The organism is Bacteroides sp. OM05-10AA, from assembly GCF_003439055.1.
Taxonomy (GTDB): domain Bacteria; phylum Bacteroidota; class Bacteroidia; order Bacteroidales; family Bacteroidaceae; genus Bacteroides; species Bacteroides intestinigallinarum.
The window spans coordinates 49,760-76,063 of the sequence record NZ_QSUR01000029.1 but is presented as its reverse complement, the minus strand read 5'-3'; the positions used below and the strand labels follow the sequence as shown (position 1 = coordinate 76,063).

The 26,304-nt window shown below is 38.9% G+C and carries 25 protein-coding genes; 2 read left to right on the top strand and 23 right to left on the bottom strand.

Annotated elements, in window-relative coordinates:
• Window positions 1–130: 130 nt before the first annotated feature.
• The 12 genes from DXB58_RS20035 to DXB58_RS19990 are packed head-to-tail and all read right to left on the bottom strand — an operon-like array spanning window position 131 to window position 7,061.
• Window positions 131–526, bottom strand: a complete 396-nt coding sequence (locus DXB58_RS20035) for a hypothetical protein (protein WP_122138030.1) — start codon at window positions 524–526, stop codon at window positions 131–133.
• A 6-nt stretch (window positions 527–532) separates the two neighbouring features.
• Entirely contained in the window at window positions 533–709 is a 177-nt protein-coding gene (locus DXB58_RS27735) for a hypothetical protein (protein WP_158571574.1), read from the bottom strand.
• Between the two features lie 26 nt (window positions 710–735).
• The gene (locus DXB58_RS20030) at window positions 736–1,212 is read right to left on the bottom strand and encodes a hypothetical protein (protein WP_122138029.1); all 477 of its coding nucleotides are present in this window, start codon (window positions 1,210–1,212) and stop codon (window positions 736–738) included.
• Window positions 1,213–1,229: 17 nt separating this feature from the next.
• Window positions 1,230–1,568, bottom strand: coding sequence for a hypothetical protein (locus DXB58_RS20025; protein ID WP_147338740.1), 339 nt, complete (start codon window positions 1,566–1,568; stop codon window positions 1,230–1,232).
• A gap of 13 nt (window positions 1,569–1,581) precedes the next feature.
• A complete protein-coding gene (locus DXB58_RS20020) occupies window positions 1,582–1,794 on the bottom strand; it encodes a hypothetical protein (protein ID WP_233527330.1) in 213 nt (70 codons plus the stop codon).
• Between the two features lie 14 nt (window positions 1,795–1,808).
• Entirely contained in the window at window positions 1,809–2,474 is a 666-nt protein-coding gene (locus DXB58_RS20015) for a DUF3164 family protein (RefSeq protein ID WP_122138026.1), read from the bottom strand.
• A 9-nt stretch (window positions 2,475–2,483) separates the two neighbouring features.
• Window positions 2,484–2,906, bottom strand: coding sequence for a hypothetical protein (locus DXB58_RS20010; RefSeq protein ID WP_109115673.1), 423 nt, complete (start codon window positions 2,904–2,906; stop codon window positions 2,484–2,486).
• Window positions 2,903–3,070 (bottom strand): hypothetical protein, encoded by a 168-nt coding sequence (locus DXB58_RS27980; RefSeq protein ID WP_199487993.1) that lies wholly within the window; start codon window positions 3,068–3,070, stop codon window positions 2,903–2,905. The genes DXB58_RS20010 and DXB58_RS27980 overlap by 4 nt, the downstream gene beginning before the upstream one ends.
• Window positions 3,071–3,090: 20 nt before the next feature.
• Entirely contained in the window at window positions 3,091–3,675 is a 585-nt protein-coding gene (locus tag DXB58_RS20005) for an ATP-binding protein (RefSeq protein ID WP_199487994.1), read from the bottom strand.
• Between the two features lie 13 nt (window positions 3,676–3,688).
• The gene (locus DXB58_RS20000) at window positions 3,689–4,582 is read right to left on the bottom strand and encodes an AAA family ATPase (RefSeq protein WP_122138024.1); all 894 of its coding nucleotides are present in this window, start codon (window positions 4,580–4,582) and stop codon (window positions 3,689–3,691) included.
• 34 nt (window positions 4,583–4,616) lie between these two features.
• Window positions 4,617–6,674 (bottom strand): hypothetical protein, encoded by a 2,058-nt coding sequence (locus DXB58_RS19995; RefSeq protein WP_122138023.1) that lies wholly within the window; start codon window positions 6,672–6,674, stop codon window positions 4,617–4,619.
• A 3-nt stretch (window positions 6,675–6,677) separates the two neighbouring features.
• Entirely contained in the window at window positions 6,678–7,061 is a 384-nt protein-coding gene (locus DXB58_RS19990) for a hypothetical protein (RefSeq protein ID WP_122138022.1), read from the bottom strand.
• A gap of 111 nt (window positions 7,062–7,172) precedes the next feature.
• On the opposite strand from DXB58_RS19990, the gene DXB58_RS19985 reads away from it, so the two are divergent.
• Window positions 7,173–7,493, top strand: coding sequence for a hypothetical protein (locus DXB58_RS19985; RefSeq protein ID WP_122138021.1), 321 nt, complete (start codon window positions 7,173–7,175; stop codon window positions 7,491–7,493).
• Window positions 7,494–7,790: 297 nt separating this feature from the next.
• Here DXB58_RS19985 and DXB58_RS19980 read toward each other — a convergent pair whose 3' ends face one another.
• The gene (locus DXB58_RS19980) at window positions 7,791–7,982 is read right to left on the bottom strand and encodes a hypothetical protein (RefSeq protein WP_122138020.1); all 192 of its coding nucleotides are present in this window, start codon (window positions 7,980–7,982) and stop codon (window positions 7,791–7,793) included.
• A gap of 152 nt (window positions 7,983–8,134) precedes the next feature.
• Here DXB58_RS19980 and DXB58_RS19975 point away from each other — a divergent pair, with 152 nt between their 5' ends.
• Window positions 8,135–8,881 carry a LexA family transcriptional regulator gene (locus tag DXB58_RS19975; RefSeq protein WP_233527329.1) on the top strand — a complete coding sequence of 249 codons (747 nt, stop codon included), beginning with the start codon at window positions 8,135–8,137 and terminating at the stop codon, window positions 8,879–8,881.
• 355 nt (window positions 8,882–9,236) lie between these two features.
• On the opposite strand, the gene DXB58_RS19970 is transcribed toward DXB58_RS19975, so the two are convergent.
• From DXB58_RS19970 to DXB58_RS19925, 10 genes are all read right to left on the bottom strand, one after another.
• Window positions 9,237–9,464, bottom strand: coding sequence for a hypothetical protein (locus DXB58_RS19970; protein WP_122138018.1), 228 nt, complete (start codon window positions 9,462–9,464; stop codon window positions 9,237–9,239).
• 396 nt (window positions 9,465–9,860) lie between these two features.
• Window positions 9,861–11,063, bottom strand: a complete 1,203-nt coding sequence (locus DXB58_RS19965) for a DUF4998 domain-containing protein (RefSeq protein ID WP_122138017.1) — start codon at window positions 11,061–11,063, stop codon at window positions 9,861–9,863.
• A 15-nt stretch (window positions 11,064–11,078) separates the two neighbouring features.
• A complete protein-coding gene (locus DXB58_RS19960) occupies window positions 11,079–12,269 on the bottom strand; it encodes a DUF5000 domain-containing lipoprotein (protein WP_122138064.1) in 1,191 nt (396 codons plus the stop codon).
• 19 nt (window positions 12,270–12,288) lie between these two features.
• Entirely contained in the window at window positions 12,289–14,256 is a 1,968-nt protein-coding gene (locus DXB58_RS19955; protein ID WP_122138016.1) for a RagB/SusD family nutrient uptake outer membrane protein, read from the bottom strand.
• Window positions 14,257–14,274: 18 nt separating this feature from the next.
• Entirely contained in the window at window positions 14,275–17,352 is a 3,078-nt protein-coding gene (locus DXB58_RS19950) for a SusC/RagA family TonB-linked outer membrane protein (protein ID WP_369907183.1), read from the bottom strand.
• Between the two features lie 543 nt (window positions 17,353–17,895).
• The gene (locus tag DXB58_RS19945) at window positions 17,896–18,768 is read right to left on the bottom strand and encodes a hypothetical protein (protein WP_122138015.1); all 873 of its coding nucleotides are present in this window, start codon (window positions 18,766–18,768) and stop codon (window positions 17,896–17,898) included.
• Window positions 18,769–18,951: 183 nt separating this feature from the next.
• Entirely contained in the window at window positions 18,952–20,637 is a 1,686-nt protein-coding gene (locus DXB58_RS19940; protein WP_122138014.1) for a hypothetical protein, read from the bottom strand.
• 33 nt (window positions 20,638–20,670) lie between these two features.
• The gene (locus DXB58_RS19935) at window positions 20,671–22,539 is read right to left on the bottom strand and encodes a hypothetical protein (RefSeq protein ID WP_122138013.1); all 1,869 of its coding nucleotides are present in this window, start codon (window positions 22,537–22,539) and stop codon (window positions 20,671–20,673) included.
• On the bottom strand, window positions 22,526–24,739 hold the full coding sequence (locus tag DXB58_RS19930; protein ID WP_233527327.1) for an alpha-N-acetylglucosaminidase: 2,214 nt from the start codon (window positions 24,737–24,739) through the stop codon (window positions 22,526–22,528). Before DXB58_RS19930 ends, DXB58_RS19935 begins: the two co-directional genes overlap by 14 nt.
• A gap of 103 nt (window positions 24,740–24,842) precedes the next feature.
• Complete coding sequence (locus DXB58_RS19925; RefSeq protein ID WP_122138061.1) at window positions 24,843–26,303, bottom strand: DUF3823 domain-containing protein; 1,461 nt, start codon at window positions 26,301–26,303, stop codon at window positions 24,843–24,845.
• Between the last annotated feature and the right edge of the window lies 1 nt (window position 26,304).

The following is a 26,304-nucleotide window of genomic DNA, read 5'->3' as shown; positions in this document are numbered from 1 at the left end:
TCTCCCATTACAATAGTCCAACACATAGACGAGTATCGCGTGTATGTGTTATCCTGTGTTTCAACCCTATGGGCTGTAAATTCTCGTATTTCTGTTATTTTAATCATATCTTTCTTTTCTTGTTTATATCCTAGAACCCGCAACTTAAAAAAACAATACTTGCATTATTGCTGATAATATGCTTTTTAAATGCGCTGAAGGAACGCCATAGGAAACTGTTCATTTCAAAATACTTTTGCTTGCTTTCCTTGCTTCTTTTCCCGTATAACTGCGCCCGTGTCGTTAACTCTTTAGGAGAATAAAGTGATCTCTTTATTCTCTGCCAAAAACGGTTTCCGATCTCGTTATCTGTATTTGAGTATTTACCGCATATCATTCCATCAATATAAACCATAACAGAAAGCGTCATTTTCTCTTTATCTGCATAATTATGAAGGCTGATTGAATAGCCGTCTATCTCCATGCTAACATGACCTAAACCAGTTCCCCACCATTCTTCTACTTGTTTCCATTCTTCTTTCGTCATATTGAATCATTTATTAAAGTTTCTACCGATTATAGCTAACTTCTTTAATGTGTCTGCTAATGCTTTATCTCTCACTTCTTGGGGCTTTTTTTCCCAACAAGCGGGGCAATAAACGCCGTTAGGAGTATTGTAAAAACCGCCTTTTATTTCTTTTTTACACTGTTTACAATGTATTACTTTCATAATATACCTTTCTGTTTTACGCCAAATCACTTTGATATTAGCTTGTTGTATTCAACATTGGTTATTTCCTCGCAATCTTTAGGTAATTTACATTTCCAACCACTTTCCACAATGAAAACATAGATATCAGGAATAGAAAAATCAAATCCAGCATGAGTAAAAACACCTTCGTTGCCTATAATTGAGTCCAATTCGTCACGTCTTATTGTATTCTTATTTATGTCGGTGAAGTCCTGCAATATCTCCTTATTTTTGCAACGAGCACGCGGATAATAGCCATTATGCACATCTTTTATTCTTTTCCAATTAGCCATGTCCGGTTCTTCTGTAAATTCAACGATATCCAAACTTCTGTAATAAAATGAAGAAGTCCATGTCTTACCAAATCCGTATTTTTTACGGAGAACTGCTACCTGCTTGTCAAACTCATCAGCCTTATCTAATAAAGCCTTAATCTTTAATCCAGTTTTGGAACTTCTGATTGTTTTATAATATCTTTCCATAATTCCTTTTTTGCTTGTTAGTAATACATTAACTCTTTATTTTTAGGTTCATAGTCTACGAACCGTGACAACCGGGGGGAAAACCATTTCTCCGTATAATTATTCACACACTCGTTTAGATCATGTAAAGCATTATATACAAAGTGTGTTCGTGGGGTTTTGGTGTCGTCACAATGCCGTAAAAATCCTTTAATTCCTTTCAAAGTGCGCATTGTTTCACGATGTTTAGGTAACGCTTTAAAGTCGGATTCCAAACCGTTTTCAAACATTTCTTTTAGTTCGTCGTCGCCAGCCATAGCCTTTTTAATGGCTTGCATAACTTCCTCTGTTAGTTGCTGATATTCTTCTTTTTTCATAATTATATTTTTGTTATTTACCTTCATCTGCCGACCAGTTTATTGTAACAGTGGCCTTCAGTTTTTTATATCCTTTACACACCGGACAATCTTTTCTAATAGTGTCACGGGTATCTTCTTCTATTCCTATAAACCAGCCATTGCCGTGGCAGTATTCGCAAGGAATCCCGCCAAACTCTTCCTCTTCTGTTCCTACCGAAGGGTAAGGCGGGGTTATTAATAACATCTGTTGCTTGTTACTCACGATTCAGTCATACCTAAAGGAATACAAACCCATTTCCCATTCTCATTTTTCATTTCAGCACGAACGAACTGTTTACTGATAGCTGGCTGGTAGGCTTCTTCAATGATCTGCACACCTTCCATGAAACGTTCGCTTTCGGTTTCTTCTGCAATTTTTCGTAGTTGAACTACCCGGCTGGCTTTTAATGTGCCTTTTGCGTCACGCGCCAACAGGCGAAGCACCATTTTTACAAGGGCCTTCGTTTTTTCATCACTGGCAAGCCCTTCGATGTATTCTTTCACAATTGCAATACCATCTTCCACGGTATCAAGATAGCCGTCTGTTGTATATACACCTACGGTAATACGTTTGTCTGATTTGGAATTGGTAAAAGTATCACTACGCTGCCCGTCCTTTTTGAGTTTAAGTACATCAGACTTCATTTCAATCGCATCTTTAAAGTTATCCAAAACGGCTTGTTTGGTTGCCTTGATACTTTTACTAAGACATACTAGGGCAGGGATTGTTTTTTCTATCGTTTCGTCCACTAAATCGCGGTAGGCTTCACGATCTTTTTTAGCTTGTTCTTTGGCATCCTTTTTTGCTTGTTCAGCCTTAAACGCATTGTACTGTTCGAGTTCTTCGCCAATCAATTCAATAACTTTCTTTTCTACATTTTCCATAATTGTTTTTTAATTTAAAAGTGATTTATCTGTATTATTATCTTTCCGAATTATCATTCTTAATTTGATGCACAACAGGTCTAGTTCATCAATAGTGAGTTTGCCAAAAGGCTTTCCAGCAATACGCGGATTTACGCAATATTGATTAATACGATTCCAGTCTGTTGTATCAATTCCATTCTTTTGCAGAAGGTGAAGGGCTGCCGACCGTCTACGCCTTAATTCTTCACGGGCTATTTCGCGGGCTTTGTAACCTTTATCCTGTTCCTGCATGGCGTCACACATTGCGTCATATTCCTTATTCGTCATTTCTTTAAGTGAATCTGTTCGCCCGTTAGTGTATTGGCTTACTAGATTTGCCTTTAGTTCTTCCCTGTCAGTTGTAGGTAAACGATTGAGAAGAACGTAAAAACGTGCGTATGTCCGTCTCATGGTTCGTCCTCCTCTTTCATTCCAAATTCCGCCATTATAGCATCGTGCGAAAGGCGTGTGAAGTGTTCCGATAGCTCGGTATAAACAAATGATTGTTCTGTAAGTGATAGCCTGTTAGCTTTCTTTGTTGCTTCACTCAAAATTGCTTCAATAATTTCATCCATGACTATAAATTTATTAGTGGTTATTTCTCATTCCAATATTGTATAGCACCTTCCGCCCAAATAGTGAAGTGATTGCCCGGTTTAGTTATAAAACGACCTTTGCAGATTGCCCGAAAACCTTGAACAAATATTTTCACGTCTGCATCATAAGCTACTTTTTTAGCTGCACGGCCTTCAGGTTTCACCCCTTCGGCGTGGCTGATAAAGATCAGTAGCTTGTTGCGATGCTTTTCTTTCATGGCTTTGTAGCTGGCGTATGTAAGACCGGAGTACTGGAAACTGTCTACAATAGCAATTCCGGGGCTTCTACGCTTCGAAAGTCTTTTAGATAACTCATCCATCGGCTCGCGATCAAGTATCTGAAAACGGCCGTTAACTTCGTCCATGCGGCAACGGTTAATACTGTTCTGAAGTGAAAGCCCTGTACTTTCTTCCAAACTGTCATAAATAACTTTATCAAACTGACATAAATACTTTGCCAACTGCATGACAAAACTACTTTTCCCGTTTCCGCTATCACCCCATACAATCCAAGTTCCTGTTCTGTCAGGTGTTCCGAAAGCCGCTTCCCATTCGTCGGTAAATGGGAAGCTAGGAATATTCATTGACTGTATTTCTTTAGGAGAATAGGCACGCTTCATTTCTTTTCAATTTTTCGATTTCAGTATATACACGGCGAAGGCTGCCGCCTGTCTGATTTACTACCTTCATCACTTCTGTACCTGCCGGGGCATTTAGTTTTATAACCATTGCTGCTTGTGCTTTCAGGAAGGCTTCACGTTCTTCGCCACTATCCGGTGTTACTTTACTATACTTATCACCATAGCGGGAAAACATTTCTGTATAACCTACCTTTTTACATTGGATAGATCGGTTCATTTTTTCTTTCAGCCCATCAGCACCCATCATGTACCAAGCACAACAGCGTTCCGTTGCGTTCCAAAGGGCTTTCAGTTCCAAAAAGGCTTCATATTGCAGATCACCCGCTTCATCAAGAATTATTAAAGGGTGTTCCAGCGTTTTAAGATAGAAACATAAGTCGTCATACACATCGCAATATCTACCATTGTAATTCACTCCAAATTCTTTCGCAATGAAGCGAATAAGGCGTTGTTTGCTTTTAACTTGTGAACAGTCTACATATATAGCGTTCTTATGATTCTTCACATAAATACGGGCTGTGAACGTCTTACCGATATTTGCAAGGTCACACAAAACAGCAGAAATACCACTTTCTTGACACATGGCTAACTGCTCCGTTATATATGTAAATGTAGGGGTTTGGGCTGCCTGCCACTGAGTTTCATTTGCTAAAGAGACGTTTAAACGGCGGGCAATGCAAATCCAGTTTGTATCACTAACCTGTTTGTCTGTCTTTCCCTTCTTCAGTACATTATAGACACTTGGAGAAATACCAAGTGCAACCGCATGTTTGTTATCTGATGTATAGTTTTCCCGATTTGCCTTTATAGCTTCAAGAATACGCTGTTTAATTTCATTCGTTACTTCCATGTTATAATGATGTTTTAATGTTATTCTAATGCTGTTATGTATCTGCCAGTCCCCGGCCTTTGTAGTTGCTGAATCGTGATATTAATGTATCGGCATCCATTTCTGTACTTTTTACCTGTACAGGCTTCGCCACTGCTGCTTCAACTTTCTTCACGGTTTCAGTTTTCATCACTACGACAGGCGGAATCGCTTGTTTTTTAGTCATTGAATCAAACTGGCTTATCTTTTTTAATTGTTCGGTCATAATTTGTTCATCTACTTCGGTCTGCTCGGCATCGGCTGTATTGTAAGTTCCGACATTGCTTAACTTATCAAGTAGTATCCCATTTTGGTAGATATACACATCACCCATGTTGCCTTCATCATCAGGCAAATAATAGGCATCCACCGTTCTGTTATTTGGTGCTAATCGGTCAAGAACTTCCGGGCTACTTAACCAAAGATTTGTGTAGTTTACACGGCAGTAACTGTTACGGCGGATACTTGTTTCTACATGTTCACCGATGTAGCGGTATAAAATAGCCTTGTCAACCTGTTGCAGTGTAGGATTCATATTGCTTTCAAGAACCTGCCAGCGCGTCATTTTAGGGTATTTCTTTTGATTGGGATGCAATGAGTTGTTAAACTCCATAACGTCCGCTACATCGTCCGCAATCAGTTCTTCCCACGTGTAATATTGCTTATCTTCATAGTTGTCGTTATATTGGTCACTAATCTTCTTGCTTTCAGCCCTGTATTTCTCATTCTTTGCATAGAAACGCCCGATGCCTAAATGGTTTTTGTGTTCAATACTACGTTTCTTTGCGCCATTTAAAGGTTCAGCATATTTTTCCTGTGAGTTTAAAGGAGCACAAAAACGGACGAAAGGAAACATCGTTCCGGCTTTCAGAAAACTGTCTTTCCACTGGCTCATTAAGTGGTTTTCTACTTCAACCTGTGCCGGGCAGTTCCATCCGTTGCGCTCTATACGCTGAAACATGTCACGGAAACAGTCAACAACCAAATCCACATTCTTATTGCGGTTATAGGCAAAACCAACAACGCACTGACTTGTCACGTCATAAGCGTAATAAGCCTTTGGCCGTTGTTTGGTGTCTTTCAGTTTGCGCGGGAGATCGCGGTCGTCAAATGAAATCTTACTGAAAGAAAATTCCGGGGCGTGGCGGTGTACATGCGGACGTTCATTGTGCATGAACGTGCTCCATGTCATAAGTTTACTGTTTATTAAAACTTGATTCTTCGGCTGGTTCAGGTAGCTGTTTATTGTAGACTGACTAAGTTTGATCGGATTGCCTTTTTTATCTACAAAGTCCGAAGCGTTAAAGATTTCACCAGTTTCAGGGTCGCACACTTGTAATTCTCCGTCAATGAACTTGTTATACATGTCACCTACGTTAGTGTTCCACGGCTTATTCGGAAGCGTTGCCAAACCTAGTACAAGACGTTCAATGTTTACATCAACCTTTCTTGTGTTCTGATTGCCAAATTTCTTGCTTATCAAACTGTCGTATCCATTTTCCTGAAAGTCTTTAACCTTCTTCTTGAAACGGTTCACAGAAAGCGGCAGATTGTGCCCGAACTCTTCCTGAAAGAAGCTGATAGCACCGGTCATTTCTTCCCAGCGAATTTTGTTATTCTGCATAACCGCCCGTTTCATCTTAACATCATTCATCAAACGAATAACAGACTGCAAGGCAGAAGCATTTAATGTGTATTCCTGCTGTTGTTCCGGTTCTAAAGGTTTACCGGATGCAAGACGATAACGAGAATAAAAACTGCGCGCGTTGGCATCAACTTCCCAATGAGAAGCAAACCAATTTCTTAATATTTCGACATCCATACTACCGTATTTTTGTTCAACTAACTTTTTATATTTGTCTGGCAGACTATCCACGGAAACCAAAGCAGTGACCCCACGGCCTACGCCTTTACGAACAACCTTCATTTTTTTGCGGAAAACTAACTGGTCGTAACAGCTAACAGTCATTATCGGGGCTTTCTCTATATCAATTTTATATGTCCCCAAAAGTGCCCGATCATCGCGTGTCAGATCGTCTTTTGATATACATAATATTTTTCCGTAGTACTCCATAATTTAAAGTTGAAGTTCAGAAGCTATTCTAGCCACTTCTTTTTGAAGGTTCATAAATTCAGGGATTGATAAATCGCTCACTGTTTGCTTAACTTCTCCGTCAATCAATACGGCAGTCTTATTTATATTCTTGTATGCAATAATTTTAACACGGTTACTGAAGGTCTGTGTCATTGTCGTTGTATCATGTATGGTTTCAAAGCCTGAATAAACACCGTCACCCATTAATACACCGCCGAACTCCTTCGTAGCTGTATAACGTATTTTGCGAGCTAAATCACTGTCGCTTTCAAATGTCAAAGCCTTCCACACCATTACATCAGTACATCCAAATACTTGACGTAATTTACCTTTTCCGGCTTTATCTAAATAAATATGCTTTTTCATCACTATATCGTTTTATTGTTAATAATCTGTTTAAATTATCTTCCGCTATTCTCACGAACTACGGAAGATTTGCTACATTTGTAGCATGTCTAACTAAAAAAAATAATTATTATGACACAATCAGAAAAAATTAGCCAATTAGAAAAGGCTGTAGACTTCTTGCGCCTTTATATTGAGATACTTAGCTCCAAACAATCAGCTATAAATTATTCGATCTTGGATACATTGGAAAAGAAATATCCGGAAATCTATTCAGAATTTTATTCCAAGTATGTAGATGCGCTTGAACTTTCATTTAATGATAAAATGGATGGCATTGAAAATCAGCTGTTCAATATGTCTAATCCACTTGTATCTGAACTCCAATCCAAAATGGCTAAAGAATTGAAGGGCATGAAGAAATCAAATTCCTATCGTCAATCCGAAGTTTAGAGAAATTATAATCGGGAAACTTTCTTCTTCGAATGTCAGCCAGTTTACAATTATGTACACTGGCTTTTCTTTTACTTTTGCTTTGCATAACCTTTAGGTTTTTAAAATTTGTTCTCATTCCTATGTCTGTTATTTGTAAGTAAATTCACCGTGGCTGCCTTCAGGCGGGTAGAAATATTCTTTCTTATACAATAGAATGCCGAAAAAGCGGTATTCTATTGTTGAACTGATAATGTAGCCGTTACATTTGACTTCACACTTTAATGTTTTCTTAATCATGGCTGTTTCTCCTTATTTTTAGATTAGTATTATATTCTTTTCGGGTACGCCTATCATAGTCCAAACTTTACCGTCCTTCAGATAGTCAATGGCATATTCCTTTTCAAACGTACAGTAATTGTAATCCCAGTCTTTTACAGTACCTTCAATACTTTTACCGCTTTTGGTTGTTACTTTCACTTTCTGTCCTTTTTCAAACCTAGCTTCCATAATTCACTGCTTTAATTGTTGAACTTTCAGGCGTTTTTCTTATATTTACCGCCCGTTAATATCTTTAACACGGTGCAAATATAAACAATTTGAGAATTAAACACCAAACAAAATGAGTATTATTTTCTCATTTTGTTTAATTATGTAGTAATATGGATAAAAAAGAAATGCTAAATGCCCTCATTAATCATTATGAAAGGGGCAATAAATCACAGTTTGCAAAGCGTTTAGGCGTCTCTGCACAAGGATTAAGCACATGGTTAAGCAGAAACACATTCGATACAGAATTAATATACTCAAAATGCGAAAACATAAATCCGGAATGGCTTTTAACAGGTAAAGGAAATATGTTAAAGGAACAGGAACGGCAAAATTCTTCTATTTATTCTTCATCTATAAATACAGAAAGAACACCAACTATAAAACAGCTTCCAATAGGTGAAATACCACACACACCTGAAGCAATACCATTTGCAGAAGCCGCACGTAATGGCTTAAATCCTATTCCTTTAGTGACTACAAGGGTAGCGGCAGGATTCGGATGTGCTGATTTTACCATAGAAGAAGCCGATATAAAGGATTATTATGTAATACCTAAGTTCAAAAATTGCCATGTTGATTTTATGATCGAAATTACTGGATTATCTATGTATCCGCATTTTAATTCAGGTGATGTTATAGCTTGTTCCATACTTCGAAACACACAGTTTCTACAATGGAATAAATGCCATGTAATCGCTACTCGTGAACAAGGTATGTTAGTGAAACGTATCATGCCGGGTGATGATAAAGAACATTTGCGCGCTATATCTGATAATAAAGACTATCCACCCTTTGAAATACCAGTTGACGAAATCACCGGTATTGCTGTTGTTATTGGTGCGGTATGCCTTGAATAGCCCCAAATTGGATACACGCACGCAATTATAAGGCAATTAAAGAAATAAATTAGACTTAATATTCTGAATAACAATCTACTAAGTTAGTATTGAGAACTATAATAGACGTCTCTTAAATGGCATTTTCTACCCATTTAAGAGACTTTTTTTGCCAAAATAGGCGTTTTTATGCTGATTTGTATGTTTGTTCATAGCTTCCCAAACATATTTTTGTAAGTCTTTTGTAAGTGTTTTAACTTCTTTTTACGTAAGTGTTTTACGTAAGTGTTTTTGTAAGTAGAAAGATATAAAAAAGCCGTTAGAATACTAAACTACAAGTATTCTAACGGCTTTTAAAATGCTATATATCTGACACTTACCTTCTATTTCTTATAAGAGGTAATTGTTGAATGATGGCCCGTGAAGTAGCTCTAGGGTTTCCGTCAGATAGTCCGGCGTGCAATAGTGTGTTTTTTGTTATACCTATTGTCTTTTCGTCCAATCCTTCCGGGCTATCAAAGATCGCGGAAATACTTCCGAAGGTATAATTGCGCTTTTCAAAAATCAGGTGAACAAGTATCACTTTTGTATCAGTTTTCTTCATGCTTTTTAGAATTTTTATTTATGCAAAAGTACCAAATAATAAGTATATGGAAGTATTTACAGTGTTAAACTACTAAAATAGGTGCGACAAAAAGAGGAAATAAATAAGACTGTTTAACTGCCCCATTTGGGGACGCTCTAGCAGCCTTATATATATTCAAAGGTAAATGATAAGCAAAGTAAAGAGAAAAGCAAAGGGCGGGCCGCATTTGCTTATATCGAACCGTTATTTGATTAAAGCAATAGTAAAGCAAGTGTAAAGCAAAAAACCTTTCGTTTTAAATCGGCGTCCGTGCCATATCCTTCTGAAACGCCCATCAATAAAGAGTTTGCGCCCAGTTTATCAATATTCAAAGTTTAACCGGTTCGTTCTGTGCCCCCTATAACAACTAATTAGTTACAAATCTTCTCCATCTATTGCAGTTACTTTCTGTACCGTAATTTCTGCAATGGCCCCCAAATGGGATGCTCCATGTCCGCTAGTACATATAATCTTTAAATAGCGTCCTTTCACCTGTTTTTCCAAAGTACTGGTTATGACTTCACTCCATTGCATTCCATTTTGTTTTAACAGTTCAATCTCACCAATATAGGTCCAATGGTTTCCGTCCGGATTTCCAGCAGTAAACTCGTCATCGTCAGAGATATAATAACTGATACCTTTCGTATAATAATTATTCTCACGAGACATGGCACCCAATTTTCCTACCATAAGTTCGTCCTTCATGTCTATAACAAAGGTGAAAGGATAGGGCTTCTGCTGGCCGTCTCGATAATTAGAATGCCAATATGAAGAAGGATTATTATCCAAAATATACTCGGGCTTTCCTTCTTCCGGGTCCGTATTATCATAGTACAACAGTTCCCAATTTTGCCTATCGGCTTCTTCCATTGTATAGACATGCGGAAATATCATTCCCAACTCATCCGAACGTACCCATGCGGTATAAAAAGTATCCACACATGCTTCCTCCGGTATATATGCCGAACGAAACTCCACAAATCCACCAGGTTTTGCGCCTGGACAGAGAAGCGAGCTTTTCTCCGCATCCATTTTCAGAAATACTTCCTCCCCGTCTGCATTGGTATATTTTATTTCATTACGTACCAGATCTTCTGATGCGATATTCCATTCGATAATGCCTCCATCATCACTCGTCGTCATCCTGCTAATGCGTCGCTCGGACAAACTTGCCTGATAATTGTCGCCATAAGAAGAACCGATACCAGTTGTTTTCAACGACTTATGTCCATAAGAGTCCTGCAATTCCACAGTAAAAGTGTATGATTTCTCTTCCAGGTTATTTATGTAAATCTTTCCTTTCTCCGTACCGGATGAGAGTTCCAAAGGTTCAATCAAAGAACCATTGCCATTATTCCAATACACATTAATAAACTTCACATTCGGAGCTTTCGAAATCTCATAATTCAATTCGATCCGATTTTTACCGGCCACAAAAAAGATAGTATCCGGCTTAGGAGCATATATAATTTCTCCTCCTTCTATAAAGGCTTTATGTGTATCCATTACATCATCACAAGCCGAAAAGCCGGACAAACATATCAGCAACAGCAAAAAATTATTATATATTCGTTTCATATTATCAGCTATATTTTATTCTACATTAGGATCTCCATAAAATGTAAGTTCGGCAGGATGACAGAAAGTCGAACTAGTCCACACTTTCGTGAATTTAAACCTGAGGTATCGTAAAGGTTTCTGGTCGATATCAAAACTAAAATCATGTCCTTCTTTGGCGGCTTCAATATCTTCGTCCGTATTTGTTCCGGAAGGCATTCCCGAAGGTTTTATTACTTCACAATCCAACAACTTAGACCATTGCCCCCAGTCTCCACTTCGATCCGGCTCATTCTCCGAATAATAAACTTCAAATGTCCGGGGATTTCCCCAACCGTAATATTCATTATTACGCTGATGAATGACTACACGACTCAATTTCACATACTCTCCCAAATCAATAGTAACCGAGGCTGGCATCGTACCATTACTGCTATGTCCAAAAGTATCCAAGTTATCATCTATCAGATTCTCATTGTTGGCACCAAAGTCATTGAAAGCTGCATCGTTATTCAGTATCACTACTCTCATTGGCGACTTGTCCAGTTTTTGTTCGTACAGAGGAACTATCTGAATCTTCTCCCCTAACTCATTACGCGGATAAATAGTATCGGAAACATTCCCATAATTATCACGTACTACAGCTGCAAACCAACGCGGATTGACATTATAACCCCTCAAAGCATAAGTACCCGTTTTGGAAGCTGTTGTCATAATTTTCATGGCTTCCATATTACCCAATTCGTTATTAGTCAGCATTTCCATGGTGATTGACTCCCGATCTTCATTGTTCCAACTGTATTGAGCCCCACCGAAGTCACGAACAATTCTCATACTTTTCGATACCTTACTGATAGAAGATTCCAAAGGAGTAAACTCTACTGTTACGGGATCTGATAGTTCCATTGCACGGTTCACAGTATATAACACCGCTTTATGCTCTTCCATGTCATCATATCCCACAATCCGAACCCGGTCATTATAATATGACGAAATCACTTCACGCTGTTTTCCGTCAGCCAAGGAATACATTGCCTTTACCCCTAAAATATCCTCAACATCAGGAACGCGATACGATATGATCACTCCTCCGGAAATCGGTTCGACACTAATTTCTGTCGGCACAGTCGGTTTCCCCAAACTTTCCGTTATTGGCTCCAACTGCTTCTCTCCGCAAGACGCCAATATTATTAAAGAACAAATGATTAATATATATACCTTTTTCATAATATTCATAGTTTAATAATTACCATTCCGGATTCTGTACTAATTGCGGATTTCTGATAATATCAGCATCCGGTATCGGAGCAAAATAATCTCTAAGAGTAAATTGTTGATTGTATAAGTTAGTAGGAATATAATATTCCTCCGCCGTTTCTCCATTCAAGACATTCCAACCTTGCACTATCCGGTTCAGCTCCTTCTCGGCTGTTTTCCAGCGGCGGCTATCCCAGTAATAAGATCCTTCACATGAAAGTTCTATCTGGCGCTCACGATGAATAATTTCCCGCATTCGAGACTTATTCGAAGGATAATCCTTATACTGGACACTCGCATACTTGGTATATGTTTCTTTTATTCCTTCCAGCCCTGCACGGTTTCTCACCTGGTTCAAATAACCATATACTTTTTCATTAGGAGATTCTTCCGCTTCATTCCATGCTTCTGCTGCCATTAACAATAAGTCTGCATAACGCATATCCGGGAAAGGAATAGAATAATAAGACACATTATCGCTTCCCGTAAAATTAGAGCGTAAAGCAACCAGCTTCTTCGGCCAATAACCGGTAGCATTATACCAAGTCGAGTTCCAAACCGACGAAAATTCTCCAAAACGATTCTTCGGATATCGGTAAGCAGCCTGAGTCGTACCTTGGTCACCGGCAGGATCACTATATGAATTGCCATACCAGACTCCTCTATCAAAGCCTACCGAAGCATAAAAACGGGGTTCACGGTCAAAATTCATACCAGCAGTAGTTTCATTCTCAATTACATAACGATAGTTATAGTCGAAATCATAATGCTCTGTAAATTCTGAATTGTCCTTAGAATATTTCACCGGAAAATACATTCCATCTTTATAATAGCTTGCATCCTGTTCAATAGGCAAACCATTTTTGGTGTAAAACGCATTGACCGTGCTAAACGGAAGACTGATAGTGGCTACCGTTACAGCCGTGCCGCCATTCTCCAGTCTGGGAAGGCAAGAACTTTGAAAACCGGGATCAAGCATTGAACGGGTACATCCCCAAATCAACTCGCAATTCCACGGCTCAAGAACCGAATTTCTGATCGCATTAACCATTTGAGTTTCATCTGTCAGCAAATGTGATGTTACATAATCTTCCCTCTGATAAAGACGAATGCCTGCTTGTGCACAAGCATTGATCGCATCCTCACAAGCTTCCGCAGCCAATTTCCAACGTCCCTTATCCTCAACCTGATTAAAGAAAGGCGTTTGATTGTGATCTAAAAAATCATTGTAGTCTGTATTTCCGTTAAATAAAGGACTCGCCCAATACAACAAAACTTTAGCTTTCAATGTATATGCTGCCGCTTGAGTGAAACGCCCCAATTCGGTCGCCCTATTAGTAATAATCACCGGAAGAGCCTGACTATCAATCACCTCTTGCAATAGTTCAAGTACGTAAGCAAAACAGTCATCGACCTTCTCACGATATACACGTGATCCTTGAGTAGACTCGTTCACCGCAACATTTGTACGCATTGGACATATAGGTCCATAAAACTTGATCAGGAAAAAATGTAAATAGGCTTTTATCAACTTAACTTCCGCCTTCATTCTTTCACGCTGATATTGTTGCAAATCAGTCACCTGATCAATGCCTTCTAAAAAGTCGTTACAAACACGAATGGAGGAATAACAACCATCGGTTCCCTGCCAATATTCAATAACATTAGCCGAAGCACTATTCTGTCCTAACGCTAACTTCATACAACCATTATTTAGCATATCAGTTGTCTTATTATAGACCATTTCCATAGCACCTACCAATCCCGGATTCCGGTTAGTCTCTCCTAAACGCGGTAATCCTCGATAACAAGTTGCCAAATAACGTTCAGCAGTATAACGATCGGCAAACATACTGTTTACAGTCACAACATCATCAGGCATTATATCCAGATAATTACATGAAGAGACGGATAATGCCATACATATACCGGCTATATATTTATAAAGTGATTTCATTTCTATAGTACTTTTTAATTAAAACCCAAGATTCAATCCAACATTAAATACTCTTTGGAGAGGATAGTTTAATCCACTACCAGCCAACTCCGGATCCCACAATTTGAATTTGCTCCAACACAACAGATTAGTACCGCTGACATACAACCGCAAATTACTCATTCCTAACTTTTTCAGCACTTTCTGAGGAAGGGTATAACCTATTTCCACTGATTTCAAACGTAGGAAACTTGCATCTTGCAACCACCATGTACTTGGCTGATTATTGTTTTCATTAACCCCATTCTGTAAACGAGGCCAGAAAGCATACGGATTGGGATTGGTTTCCGACCAATAACTATTAGCAATATCCTGAAGCACAACATTCGCACCAATCAATCCATCACCACGGATATTGTGGAACGGGGTTATTTCCGGAATATTGAGCAAAAACGACTGACGTGCCGATCCCTGAAAGAAACAGGAAACATCTACTCCCTTATACCCTGCCGACACACCAAAACCGTAATTTATCTGCGGAGTATTAGGAAAACCGATCGTTACCTTATCCAACTCATTAATCTTACCATCATTATTCACATCCCGATATTTGATATCACCAGCCGTATAATTACCAAATTGTGTCGGTGAGTTTTTAACTTCATCTTCGTCAATAAAAAGACGTTCCGCAATATAACCTCCGATTCGGCCAATCGACTGACCTACCGCAGACACCCAAGGAGTATCAGTATAATCCGGTTCCTCCCATACCCGAACTTCACTGGCAGCATATGTGAACGTACCACGGGCTTGTATCCACAAGTCTTTATTAAAGATCTTCTCATAGTTTATCTCCATATCAACACCACTACCTCTGGCTTCACCAAGATTGGCCTTTACTTCCTGCGTAATACCTGTCGTTGACGGAATTGTACGACCTAATAATATATTTTCACGTTTTTCACGGAAATATTCCACAGTACCTCCCAACCCGAATGTTGTGACAAATTCAATACCTGCATTTAGTTTATAAGATTTTTCCCAACCAATCTGATCGTTAGCATAACGATTTACATAAAATCCGCCACCCAGATTATAGTCTAACCTTTCTCCCCAATTTACTGTGTTATCGGCCCCGTTATTCACATCCGACATATAATAAAAGCGGTCTTTATTGTCACCGATTTGATCATTTCCAGCCATACCATAAGTCGCTTTTATTTTAAATTGATCGAACACGCCGCGCAAAGGCTCAAAGAACTTCTCGTTAGACAGCATCCAACCGGCACCGACAGAAGGGAAAAATCCCCAACGGTTGTTCTCCGCAAAACGTTCCGAACCATTATAACCAAAATTTAGTTCCACCATATAACGATAATCATAGTTATAAGCCATACGTCCTGCGAAACCGATATTGCGATTAGGTAAAGATAGCTGCAAATTAGTAATATAAGGATTGGATTGCTTTGATTCACGCATCGTATAAACAAATAATCCATTTACATTATGCTTGTCTTTGAACTGACGTGAATACTCTAATGCACCCTCCAAATAAAAAGCTGTATTAATATATCTATCTCCTGATGAATAATTCAAACCGTCACTTCCACTCTTTAATCTTTTCAACGTGTAGCTTCCGTCCAACAATTTATAATTTGAAATACCATAATAGAATGGAGTCCATTCACGCTTTGCCGAGAATTCAGCGTAACGATCTATATTCACAAATGCCCGTGCCGAGAGCCCCTCTGTTATCATATCCAACTTTTGTTTAAAACCTAACTGCGCAAGCATCGTATTCTTACTGTACTCACGATACCCTCTCTGCACTTGTGCATATGGATTTACATAATTGCCGTCTCCGTAATTACCATATAATATATGTCTTACGTTCGAATACTGCTCATCGGCCTCATAATAAGGTTGAAATAGCACGGGATTGGCTTGCATAGCCATGCGATACACTTCCGTACCTCCGTCAATCGGACCGTTATAATCATCGAATGAAGCGCTTAATTTCAAATATAATTCCGTTGATTTAGTCAGATTCAGATTGATATTTGAACGGAAAGCATATTTTATCAGACTAATATTATTATTGTAGTTATTCCTCTTATCCACTTTTATATTACCATTGTCATGAGATATATTAGCTGCAACATAATAGCGTGCCAATGGACCACCACCACTCAAACTGACGTTTGCACGTTGATTAGAGGTCACATCCTTCAACATTGTATCGTACCAGTTGATAGCAGGAAACAAATGAGGATAACGTCCGGCAGCAGTCATACCTATTTTTTCTTCCGAATACATAGCTAATCCCATTGGATCACGAGTCTTAATAGCTTCATTTTGCATACGCATATAAGTGACCGGATCTGCAATCTTCACACGTTCTGTCGGAGATGAAAAAGAAGTCTCTACACGAGCATTGACGGAAACCTTTCCTTCTTTTCCCTCTTTAGTGGTCACTAAAATAACTCCATTTGCTCCACGTGCTCCGTAAAGAGCTGTTGCCGTCGCATCCTTCATTATAGAAAAAGATGCAATATCATCTGTATTCAAACGTGCCAAATCATCTGTAGTTAGTTCTATTCCATCAATTAAAATTAAAGGATCTTTTTTGGCATCTGCTCCGAAAGTTGTAATACCGCGAATAAAGAAATTTGCATTATCCTGTCCAGGCTCTCCACTAGGCTGAAAAGATATTAAACCTGCAACACGACCGGCAAGAGCAGTAGTAAGATTACTACTTGGAACCCTTAACTCCGCAGGTTTTATCGTAGTGATAGAAGCTACCACACTTTCCTTTTTTTGCTTTGCAAAAGCAACGACAGTAACTTCGTCCAACTCGTCTGTTTTAGGTTTCAATGTAATTTTCAGAAAGTCCTCTCCATTGTATTTAACCTCCTTCGTCTCCATTCCAACAAAAGACACAATTAAAATACTACCTACCGAACAATTACTGAATTCAAAATTACCGTCCATATCAGATATTACTCCTTTAGTACTACCTTTTAACTGAACTGTAGCTCCTGGAAGTGGTTCTCCCATTGCATCAACAATTTTACCCTTTAAGTTCTGTAATGTAGCCTGAACAACACTTTTAGGCATTTTTGCATTTGCAAAAGCAACAGAATGCGGTAATGTAGAGATTAAGATTAACAGGAGAACGCCGACTATTCGCAGAAATAGAAACTTCTTCTCCTTCATTTGTTGTTTTTCATGAGACAATCCATTGTATTTATTGCCTCGTTTCATTTGTAAATTTACCATTGCATTAGTTTTAAGAAACGTTATTTCATTCATATTAAATTATGGTCTCTTACTAGAGTAATGGCAAATGTATAGAGTTTATTTATCGCAAGCCTTCTATGGATAAAGAAAAAAATAAGACTTTTACACCAAAAAGATTGTAGCAATACGTAAAAGACACAAATATTTCATTTTTTGGCGCATTTACGCTAAAACAGAGAAATGCCATCATCACTTACAACGAATAGCGTTAGCAATATAGAACTTTAACTCACCATAAGAAGTAGCTATCCATGCAGCCTAAGGCACAATTAAAAAGAAGTTTGCCATCACCCATATAAATTAAAGTGATTGCAAACTTCTTTTTAATAATCAAACACTAGTTTTATTAAGTATTGTTTATCAGTTTAACGTAAAGGTCTGTGAACCAATCAGATTTCCGCCTTCAAAAATATCCACCCGGTAATTTCCGGCATATAAAAACTCTTCTACATCCCAAAACACATTGATGTTCTGTTCTTCTCCGTTATATTCAATATACTTCTTAATTGAATAAACCAATGTACGGTTTTCATAAAGGAAAGTATTGGATGCACTCTTGGTCAGTACATCATTATCCGGTTTGGTTATACGTATATAGATGGTACGTTCACCGTTTTCAGCGGTTATATTCTTCACGACCGTGAAACTGATAGCCAGCTTCACCACGTCTTTCACTTTCTTTGCAGCTTTACCACGTTTATTGCGTGGTTCGATACGAATATTAGTTGCATCGAGTTGTGCGGCTAACGTCACCTTCTTATTCAGATTCTTCTTTTCTTCAGAAAGGTTATCGATCTGTCGTGAAGCCTGATTATACTTTTGAGTCACTTCAGCTATGACCTGTTTCTGCTGTTTATTCACTCTATTCAATGAGTCGATCTGATTGACATAGCTTACCAATACTTTACGCAAAGTAGCCAATTCTTTCTTTAGACGACGAATCTCTGTAGCATTCGTGCTCTTCACTGTACGAAGTTCTTCCAAGAGACGTTGAGTCTTTAACTGTTCCTGTTCTAGCAATACCCCCAACGAGTCATTAGTAACTTTAAATTTTAGTTCATCATATTCTTGCACAAAACGGGTATATTCGTTTTCCAGATCTTCCTTGTCTAATTGAAATTCCTGCACTAACTCCCGGTTAGCTTGTTTTTCGGTAAACAATAAATAAGTAATACCAATAATAGCTATCACCAAGATAGCCACGGCCGCAATAAGAAGGCTTTTTTTACTCATAGTTTCAGTTGTGAATTGATAACGTGCGCAAAAGTAATCATTTCGCAACAGAAGTCAAGCAGAAAAGCAGAGAGTTTTTTTATAACTCTCTGCTAATCCATATAATTTTAACTAATTAGTTTATCAACCCAGTCAGGTTAAGAGACATAATAAAGTCTATAGGGATTGCCTCCCGCCCTTTTATCAAAGAGACTGAAAGATTAATCCCGGCACATCTTCTACCAATTGCTTGAGATCATCCAAATCCAAGTATAAAGCATTTTTGCACAATTCCTTATATCTCCGAACTCCAATCTGTTCTACTATATTATGTACGACTTCTTCACAAGGGGAATTTATCCCATCGGATAAGTTCCACAATTCTTCCACATTATCTTTGCGCTTAGTAACAAACCGAAATCCCCTTTTCTTCAGTTCCTGCGCCAACTCTTCTTTCCCGACGCGTGCATTCACATGTACGGTTTTATTTTCCAAAAGAACACCTTTCTCATAAGTATCCACCACTTTCTGTAAATCACGTTTTATCCTGTCGATCGTTGATACAGGAGGGACAAACTGCCAAAACAATAATGGAATATACCCTTGAGTCAACTCATACAAAGGTTGTGATATTAAATACTCATTTAAATAAGTCCCCTGTACGGAAACCTTTGTTTGATCCCGATTCTTATACATAAAGTACATACCCATGCTTGCACCGAGATTATACATATCCATCATATCATGGGTAGCGATCAAAGAATAGACTTGTGCCGAAGTATGTTCACGAATACCTTTTGATATATTATCAATTTGTCTGTTAACAACACCGCTCTCCCAATCGGCCAAGTCCTTACCTTTTTCAAGAGATAACATATTATAGTCCACGATATTTCTCGATATTGTATGGATGTCATGCTCTGAACCTGATTGGGTATATAAAACATAAAGAGAACCGTTTGCATACTCCTGACCATCCACTCCTGTTTTACTTATTTTCCGACAATAAGATTCACTTTTCACGTCCTCCCCTATGCCTGCGATAATTACGTTTTCTACTTCATGCTCTATTATAAACTTCCGGTATTCATCAGGCAAAGCCAATAATTTTATCCAGGCAACTCCGACATCATCCATAGAAGCATCATATCCCAATGTAGCATAACAGGGAACTCCAGCTTGCGAAGAATATTCTAATATGGAAGAAACTTCTTTGGTAGAATTGACAGAAACCAAAAAATGCAACGGTAACACAGGGGCCTCCATAGCTGCAGAGAGATAAGGTACCGTCGGTACTCCCGTAGATATTATCACAGTTTTAAGTTTCTTCGACTTACCCAAATGTTCATTATATAAATTCACTGTATGTCGAACGGATTGCTGAAGGAAATCAGGCGTCCCCCATACCGGTTTAGGACCTCCTCCCGGACCTATCAACCAGGTATGGCTCACACCTGCCGTCAGATTAGCTAAAGACTTCTGGACAGCATATTCCGCACTCATCCCACCATCAAGCATAAATACATTCAACCCTTTATATTCCTCTTTAGCGATCTGATAGGTAGTCAACATTCCCGGAGTTACCACCCTAAAATAAGAAGAATATATCAACTGTCCCTCCTCCTTTTGATAAACACCTACGGCTGCAGACGTAAATTCTAAAGGAACTTCCCAAACAAATGGCTCTCCGTTAATCTCCGCAAGAACCGGTTCTCCTTCCTTAGACAAATACTTCAGTATAATCGTTTTATTTTCTGACTTCCCAGCAAAAGAAAATACGACCTTCTCCCCTTGCGAATAAACAAATTTATCCGTTAGCACACGAGCTCCAATCTCTCCTCCTGCCAAAAGTGCAATGAAGAAAGTTACCATTAATTGTTTTATATTCATTTCGTTAATCTAAATCTTAAACTTGATATTATATCAATGTTCTACTAATCTCATATTCCCAACCTGTACACAAATAGTACGAAGTTCCTCCAATGTCAAGTACTCCATCGACTTAACCATATTCCGATACTTCTGAACCCCAATACGTTCAACTATATCATAAGCAAATTCTTCAGCCGAGCCTATTTTATGATTAACGTGTCCCAAATACTCTTCCGTTTCTCCATCATCTTCCGGATTCCATTTATCTACACTCTGTCTAATTCTAATATTTTCCGGAGAAACGCCTCTTGCTATCAACTCATCATAAAATTCATAACGTCTCATATTAGAATTCAGATAGAAATATCCCTCATGCAGATGATCGGCAACATCTGGGAAATATCCGGCAATAGCAGGCTTCAGATAACCATCAATACGTTCCACAGTAGAAGCCGCCGAATTAAATTGCCAGTATAATAAAGGTATATATCCAACAAACGCTTCATATTGAGGGTGATTAGTAAGATACTCATTAAAAATAACTCCATTTACAAAAGGTGCCTGCAACTTGCTCTGGTTCTTTTTTATATATTGGAGTGTTAAGAAAGAAGATATATTGTACAAAGCCATCATATCATCAGTCTCAATTGTATAGGCTTTCACACTTGTCATCGCTTGCGCAGAGCCGGATATATTAGTTATCTGATCATCAACAATGCCACTTTCCCAATCAGAAATATACTGTCCTTCACCCAACTTCAACTGATTATAATCGTACAACCGATGTTTCAACGCGTCAATATCGGCATCCGAACCAAAGTTGGTGTACAATATATATAAAGAACCTGGTGCATATTCATTGGAAATTGTACTCTGCGTCAAGACCCTTCGGGAATAAGATTCACCATGCCCTTCCTGACCTACTCCATAAATATAGACTTCTTCCACTTGATGGTCTTTTATAAATTGCTTATATTCTTCCGGCAAATCCAATAATTTTATCCAAGCCACTCCCACTCCGGGCATAGAACCATCATACCCCAATGTAGCATAAGATGCATATCCATTTTGATTAGAATAATCGAGTATAGCTTGTACTTCAGATGCTGAATTAGCCGATACCAGATAATGAATAGGCAAGTAGGCGGCCCCCATCATTGTCGCAAAGTAAGATACGGATGCAATCCCTGTTCCGATCACCACTCTCTTTATCTTTGTGGCAGCTCCGATCTCCGAATTGTAAAGTTCAACAGTTTTGCGAACGGAACGTTGCAAAAACTCCGGAGTAGGCGCAACCGGATAAGTACCACCCTGCGGAGCCTCCTCCATGGTGGCAGCTATTCCCTGATCGAAAGCAACCATTGTCTTTAGTACACCGAACCCGGCACTCATATCTCCTATCTGACGATACACAGGAAGTCCCTGATAATCTATCTTTTGAATATCGTAAGTCAACAGCGACTGCTCATTAACAGCCCTAAAATATGTTCCGTCAATTGTGGTGGTTATCCCATCTTCAAAATCTAAAAGGAACTTGACAGCACAGAAGGAAGAAGGTTTTAATGCAGCCGGAAGAGTATACAGTGTTCCGGCATCCACAGGAACAGATTGCCCCGATTCTAGTTGAATATGGGAAGCAACGGACTTTTCAGTCAATATACACCCGCCATCATCCAGATTTTGAATTACCACTTTTACTTCACGAATATCCATTGGATAGTTCGTTTCATTTTTCAAAGTAAAAGAGCAATTTACAGGATCTCCAGGCCAATAGGCAACCTTATTTAACTTTACATCAGAGGCTTTGGCCATTGTTGTACGAAACCCGTCATCAACAACTTCCGAATCTTTGCATCCGCTCATGATAGCCAATGCAGAAAGAGTGATGATTATACTTGCAATATAACTAATTATTCTCATTGTGTTTTTCTTTTAAAATTGAATCCTTGTATTTATTCATCAATAAAGTAGCAATCTCAACAGCATTACCAACCGACTCGGAAGGATAACGTTCGTGCGACTTTACCCAGTCGATTTCAAACTGTGTCACTCTTTGATGAAAGGCATCAGCATTAAACGGTTGCTTGTTAGAAACAGAGCGGGCAACTTCATCTATAAACATCTCCCAACGAGGTGCATAATATCCCGAGACCAAACCTCCCCAAGTACGATTTGCGTAATCGTTTAAACTCTGATCCTTATCTCCCCAGGTTGAAACGATATTACGGGCATTCTCTTCGTAATAGTTTTTAGAAGCTTCGTCCGTACCTAATGAGCGAGCGTCTCCAATCCATTTTCCCAATAAAAAAGAAGATTGTGTACTTAGCAAAACATCCACATCATGCAGCAATTGTTTCATTTCAGCTCCTTTTTGCTCCAGCAACGGTAATTGCTTTCGGGAATAAGCTTCCGCAAATTCATCGCGAAGCTTCCTGAAATAATTTCCCAGCACTTGCCTTCCGATATTAACAACATCATACTCATAAGCAGAATTTTGATGTTCGCCGGCTTTTAGCAACATCTCCCATACCTCAAACAACGTTTCATTGGAATACTCTATCGTAGGTGTGGTCGTCCAATTGCCATTTCCTTTTAAACAAGGACGTGCATTTATCAATGTCCCCTGTCCCAAAGCAGCCGGTACAGAATAAACACTGTCATAAAGTAATTTCCATGCCCGACGCATTTGTTGTTTTTTCAGGCCAATCCGTCTGTCTGCCAGTTGGTCTATCCATACAGAGTCCGGAAGATTACAATCCCATGCTTTACTGAAAACATATTCATACATGAAAGGATTTACATCAAACCCCTCCAAAGTAGAACCTAGTCCTGAAAAGTTTTCTCCACCATTGGTATATACATTTTCAATTCGTTTTCCCACTTCTTTTGTGTTTCCAGCAAGCATTGTATTTCCCCCGAAATTTCCTAAATAGCACCATAAATACGGCTGTCCGAAATAGCGGTCTGTTTGTTTCCAAACTTCAGTATTCTCACAATAATAGTCCAGCAACAATAGTTTATCTTGAGGAACTGCTTTCAAGAAAGCTTCTACCCGTTCGTTTGTCCATAAATGTCGGTCAATATAGAATAACCATGTCATTTGTAGCCAAGTAGCATCCGGATCAACATGTGTCATCGATTGATAAATATGCTTTGAACAATTGGCTAAAAACTCCGGCTCCCAACTTGGAGGAGCTACTTCATTAAAAGGGTCTGCCCCATAAATATGATCTGTTCCGAACAACTTAGTTTGCTCTTCCAGAAACTCTTTCTGTATAGTTGCAAACAACGGATCAAGCGGATCCAGGAAATGACTTCTGTATTTATCCTCAAAACCTCCCCAAGAACTCATCCGGCTAATCTTAGCTTCCGGATAGATTCTTTTAAGTTCCGACGGTACATGCCCGGCAAATGCCGGAAGTATGGGACGCATATTAAATTGACGTTCACGGGCAACGATTTGTTTCTGCAATGCCTCTTGTGTATCCAACCATTCCTTAGGCAAAGGTCCCTGCCAATAATCCAGGTTAGACATACGATGCCAAGGCAAATGAGCCGGCCCCGTGAAATAGTTTCGTATCTCCTCATCTGTCAATCCCAATTTTGTCCATACACGATACCAAACGGATTCTTGCCCGGTGATTGCCAAAGGCATATTGACTCCATTTAAAGCCATCCAGTCAATCAACCGTTCCCAGTCTTTCCATGTCCACCATGGCATTGTATAACCGAACGTGCAGTAATTAAGAAAGAAACGGTTCTCACAACGGGCAGTTGAAGTTATTTTTGTTGGCAGCATCGGTAATACTTCCGGCATCTCCACCGTATCATTCACATACCAGGAAACAGAAGTAAGGCAGTAATGATTCAGATAATAGTTCAACCCTACAGCCATAGAATTTGCGTTATTCCCCCGTATTTGTACCGTTCCTCCTTTCGTTTCTATTTCATACCAATCCTTAGCAATCTTCTCTGATTGTTCAAAACTAAATTGGGAAGCATACTCCGGGAATAGACGTTCTACCATCTGTTGCATCGCCTTTTCGTCTTCAGTACTTTCTTTGCAGGAAGAACACAATACGACCAACATCAGTAGAAATAAACATTTAATCTTACGCATACTATTTATATTTTCATTATATATTGCTTTTAAAAAACGAATGTATCCGATGTTGCCCATTAGACACATTCGTTTGTCAAAGGGAGTAGTGTGATTACCTAAATTATTTGGTAATCGTCAGATGTGTAAGCCCAGCATCATCAAAATTCTTTTTAGTAAGTGGCACATCCGGTCCTATAATAACTGTGTTAAGTTTCTTCAGTTTCTTCAAGACTGTCAGATCAACTTTCGGATTAATAGTTTTATCCACCGAGAAGCCTTTCCCCTTTATGATAGAAAGTGTTTCCAGATTAACAAAAGGTAAAATATCAACCAACGTTTGTATTTCTCCCTGAATAGTCAATGATTTAAAGTTTTCTATGTCTTGACAAGTAGGCATGCGGTCAGCAAATCCTATCAACCATGTATCCCACCAATCAAAATATTCAAAGCGTAAATCGGTAGTGGACCAGTCTTCACCGATTGTAGGACCGTATATCAGCGCCCATTCACCGGATAATGATTTTTTAAATTCCGAATCATTATAGAAGGGAACATTTTCCGGACGGGTATTTGAGGCAGGTACATATTTATCCGCCAATGGCTTAGTCTGTACTTCAAGTGTCTGTTCAGGACCGGAAACTCCTTTTGCCAGAAGTTGCACTCTGATTGTGCTCTTTTGATTATGAGGTAAATTGGCAACATACGAATAATCCGTAGGTTTAAATTTATCCATCACCTCTTCACCGTCCCGATCCGTATAAGAAACCTTTATCTCGTCAACAACAGGAGGAAATGCCCACTGCAAAATAGCGGAAGTGGCACTACTTACTCCGACAGCGGCTTCAATCGGTAAGGAAGACAAATCAATATCTGTCGTATTGATCACAGTCTGTTCTGAATAATTCCAATAATCTCCGGCTGATTCCGTACGTCCCAAAGCTCTTAGATAATACGTGCTGTTAGGGTTTAAGAACAAAGTTTCGGTAAATTCCCCCGACAATTCAGTCAAATTCTTCTTTATTCGTTTGTAAGTATGAGATCCACTTTCGCTCTCATTCATAGCCGTACGTTGTCCAGGATACTGTTCTTTACTATATACCAATCCTATTTCCTGATTTTTGGAACGTTCGTCATTGACCTGATAAGTAAATGTGACGTTCGCTGTTATGCCATACAACATTTCCACCTTCTTGATTCTTAATGTTACATTGGGGGTAACGATCAAGTCCATTTTCTTAAAACTACGAATATCACCGTAAATGGTATCTAATTCAAAGAATGGTCCATTCGCCCATACTTTATAGCGTGAAGGATATACTTTTGTATTGCGATATGTTCCTTCAGGAAGTGTGTTATACTCCAAGGGAACCGCTACGTTTCCATACTCCAGATCCAGTAACTTTAATTTAGCTCCATAATATTCGGTAGCAACCTTTTCACCAGTCAGCCTGTCAATAAAAGCACCTTCGTAGCCACCGGTCAAGTCATCCACACGTTCGTCAAGTTCACACCCTGACAGATTCAGCGTTAACACTGCAAAAAGTAACAGTTTGATCTTTATATATACTCTAGTTCTATTCATA

What these genes read in the sequence shown, in the direction of transcription:
- DXB58_RS19940 (WP_122138014.1), bottom strand. Translation starts at nt 20,637, where the DNA reads ATGAATATAAAACAATTAATGGTAACTTTCTTCATTGCACTTTTGGCA.
- DXB58_RS19945 (WP_122138015.1), bottom strand. Translation starts at nt 18,768, where the DNA reads ATGAGTAAAAAAAGCCTTCTTATTGCGGCCGTGGCTATCTTGGTGATA.
- DXB58_RS19960 (WP_122138064.1), bottom strand. Translation starts at nt 12,269, where the DNA reads ATGAAAAAGGTATATATATTAATCATTTGTTCTTTAATAATATTGGCG.
- DXB58_RS19925 (WP_122138061.1), bottom strand. Translation starts at nt 26,303, where the DNA reads ATGAATAGAACTAGAGTATATATAAAGATCAAACTGTTACTTTTTGCA.
- DXB58_RS27980 (WP_199487993.1), bottom strand. Translation starts at nt 3,070, where the DNA reads ATGGATGAAATTATTGAAGCAATTTTGAGTGAAGCAACAAAGAAAGCT.
- DXB58_RS20030 (WP_122138029.1), bottom strand. Translation starts at nt 1,212, where the DNA reads ATGGAAAGATATTATAAAACAATCAGAAGTTCCAAAACTGGATTAAAG.
- DXB58_RS19930 (WP_233527327.1), bottom strand. Translation starts at nt 24,739, where the DNA reads ATGCGTAAGATTAAATGTTTATTTCTACTGATGTTGGTCGTATTGTGT.
- DXB58_RS19935 (WP_122138013.1), bottom strand. Translation starts at nt 22,539, where the DNA reads ATGAGAATAATTAGTTATATTGCAAGTATAATCATCACTCTTTCTGCA.
- DXB58_RS20015 (WP_122138026.1), bottom strand. Translation starts at nt 2,474, where the DNA reads ATGGAAAATGTAGAAAAGAAAGTTATTGAATTGATTGGCGAAGAACTC.
- DXB58_RS19955 (WP_122138016.1), bottom strand. Translation starts at nt 14,256, where the DNA reads ATGAAATCACTTTATAAATATATAGCCGGTATATGTATGGCATTATCC.
- DXB58_RS19980 (WP_122138020.1), bottom strand. Translation starts at nt 7,982, where the DNA reads ATGGAAGCTAGGTTTGAAAAAGGACAGAAAGTGAAAGTAACAACCAAA.
- DXB58_RS20005 (WP_199487994.1), bottom strand. Translation starts at nt 3,675, where the DNA reads ATGAATATTCCTAGCTTCCCATTTACCGACGAATGGGAAGCGGCTTTC.
- DXB58_RS19975 (WP_233527329.1), top strand. Translation starts at nt 8,135, where the DNA reads ATGGATAAAAAAGAAATGCTAAATGCCCTCATTAATCATTATGAAAGG.
- DXB58_RS20035 (WP_122138030.1), bottom strand. Translation starts at nt 526, where the DNA reads ATGACGAAAGAAGAATGGAAACAAGTAGAAGAATGGTGGGGAACTGGT.
- DXB58_RS19965 (WP_122138017.1), bottom strand. Translation starts at nt 11,063, where the DNA reads ATGAAACGAATATATAATAATTTTTTGCTGTTGCTGATATGTTTGTCC.
- DXB58_RS27735 (WP_158571574.1), bottom strand. Translation starts at nt 709, where the DNA reads ATGAAAGTAATACATTGTAAACAGTGTAAAAAAGAAATAAAAGGCGGT.
- DXB58_RS20010 (WP_109115673.1), bottom strand. Translation starts at nt 2,906, where the DNA reads ATGAGACGGACATACGCACGTTTTTACGTTCTTCTCAATCGTTTACCT.
- DXB58_RS19990 (WP_122138022.1), bottom strand. Translation starts at nt 7,061, where the DNA reads ATGAAAAAGCATATTTATTTAGATAAAGCCGGAAAAGGTAAATTACGT.
- DXB58_RS19950 (WP_369907183.1), bottom strand. Translation starts at nt 17,352, where the DNA reads ATGCCTAAAAGTGTTGTTCAGGCTACATTACAGAACTTAAAGGGTAAA.
- DXB58_RS20025 (WP_147338740.1), bottom strand. Translation starts at nt 1,568, where the DNA reads ATGAAAAAAGAAGAATATCAGCAACTAACAGAGGAAGTTATGCAAGCC.
- DXB58_RS20020 (WP_233527330.1), bottom strand. Translation starts at nt 1,794, where the DNA reads ATGTTATTAATAACCCCGCCTTACCCTTCGGTAGGAACAGAAGAGGAA.
- DXB58_RS20000 (WP_122138024.1), bottom strand. Translation starts at nt 4,582, where the DNA reads ATGGAAGTAACGAATGAAATTAAACAGCGTATTCTTGAAGCTATAAAG.
- DXB58_RS19985 (WP_122138021.1), top strand. Translation starts at nt 7,173, where the DNA reads ATGACACAATCAGAAAAAATTAGCCAATTAGAAAAGGCTGTAGACTTC.
- DXB58_RS19995 (WP_122138023.1), bottom strand. Translation starts at nt 6,674, where the DNA reads ATGGAGTACTACGGAAAAATATTATGTATATCAAAAGACGATCTGACA.
- DXB58_RS19970 (WP_122138018.1), bottom strand. Translation starts at nt 9,464, where the DNA reads ATGAAGAAAACTGATACAAAAGTGATACTTGTTCACCTGATTTTTGAA.